General features: G+C 72.4%; 2 protein-coding genes. Both read left to right on the forward strand.

Going from position 1 to position 1,629, the window contains the following annotated elements:
* Positions 1-75: 75 nt before the first annotated feature.
* A complete protein-coding gene (locus ABZ281_RS48590; protein ID WP_356665163.1) occupies positions 76-1,170 on the forward strand; it encodes a DUF5925 domain-containing protein in 1,095 nt (364 codons plus the stop codon).
* A 33-nt stretch (positions 1,171-1,203) separates the two neighbouring features.
* The coding region (locus ABZ281_RS48595) for a DUF72 domain-containing protein (protein WP_356665165.1) at positions 1,204-1,629 on the forward strand (426 nt) is incomplete at its 3' end.

The raw sequence follows: 1,629 nt of genomic DNA on the forward strand, positions 1-1,629 counted from the left end.
CATGCACGGGGGCTACATGCCGCGTGCACCTGGAAACCGGGTGCACGCGGCGTCCCCGTGCCGGATCATGGCGGCATGTCTGGAAACCCGCACGAGGCGCTGCCGATCCGGCTCAACGTCGACGACTCCGACTCCCCGTCCGACGTCGTCGACGCGCTGTTCCTCGGCCGCTTCGCGACGGGCGAGCAGCCGTTCTCCCACGCGGTGAACATCGACCGGGTGCGGTCCGGGGCGACGCTGATGCCGCCCGGCGCCCGGGTGCTGCGCGTCGCCCGGGACGACGACCGCAGCGCGACGCTCGCCGAGGGCGACGGCTGGACGCTGCTGGTCTCCCGCTGGAACCGGGGCGCCGATGTCACGGTGACGGCGACCGGTGAGGAACTCGCGAAGAAGATCCTCGACCAGGCCACGGACGGCGCGGCGGACGAGCCGGAACCGCAGCCGGAGAACGTCACCATGGGCTTCTGGTACGTCTCCCCGCGCCGCGGCCCGCACCGCACCACCCGCCAGATCGCGGCCGGTACCTGGGACGAGGTCCGGCCCAACTACACCGCGCCGGTGGCGGACGCCATGGACCGCCTGATGAAGACGACCCCCGAGGACATCGCGGGCCGGCTCCTGCTGCTGCACGGCCCGCCGGGCACCGGCAAGACGTCGGCGCTGCGAACGCTGGCCCGGTCCTGGCGCGACTGGTGCCAGGTGGACTGCGTCCTGGACCCCGAGCGGCTCTTCTCCGACGTCGGCTACCTCATGGACATCGCCATCGGCGAGGAGGACGCGACGGGTAAGGGCCGTTGGCGGCTGCTGCTCCTGGAGGACTGCGACGAGCTGATCCGCGGCGAGGCCAAGCACACGGCGGGCCAGGCGCTGTCGAGGCTGCTGAACCTGACGGACGGCCTGCTCGGGCAGGGTCGCAACGTCCTGGTCGGTGTCACGACCAACGAGGACCTGGAGCGCCTGCACCCGGCCGTGGTCCGCCCGGGCCGCTGCCTCGCCCGGATCGAGATCGGTCCGCTGACCCGCCGCGAGGCGGTGACCTGGCTGGGCCAGGAGGACGGCGTCGGCCGCGAGGGCGCGACGCTGGCGGAGCTGTACGCGCTGCGCCGGGGTACGTCCCCGACATCCCTGCCGGAGCCGCGCGGGGGCGTCGACGCGGGCCTGTATCTGTAGGAGCTCCCCGCCCGCCGGTGTTTTGATGGGTGTATGACCCTGTTCGTCGGCACGTCCGGGTGGCAGTACAAGGACTGGCGGGACGTCCTGTACCCGTCCGGGCTGCCGATGCGGCTCTGGCTGGAGGAGTACACGCGGCACTTCGCCACCGTCGAGATCAACAACGCCTTCTACCGGCTGCCCGCGCGGGAGACGTTCGAGGACTGGCGGGGGCGGGTGCCCGGGGACTTCGTCGTGACGGTGAAGGCGAGCCGCTATCTGACGCACATCAAGCGGCTCAAGGACCCCGAGGAGCCGGTGCACCGCCTGATGAGCCACGCGGCGGGCCTCGGCGACCGGCTCGGCCCGGTCCTGCTCCAGCTGCCGCCCACCCTGCGCGCCGACCCGGGCCTGTTGGACGCGTGCCTGGTCCTCGACCTGGACTCCGGCGACTACGAGCTCTACTCCGCGGGCCACCCG

The organism is Streptomyces sp. NPDC006265 (assembly GCF_040613555.1).
Lineage (GTDB): Bacteria > Actinomycetota > Actinomycetes > Streptomycetales > Streptomycetaceae > Streptomyces.

Coding starts and splice junctions, on each gene's coding strand:
- ABZ281_RS48590 (WP_356665163.1), top strand. CDS start 76: ATGTCTGGAAACCCGCACGAGGCGCTGCCGATCCGGCTCAACGTCGAC.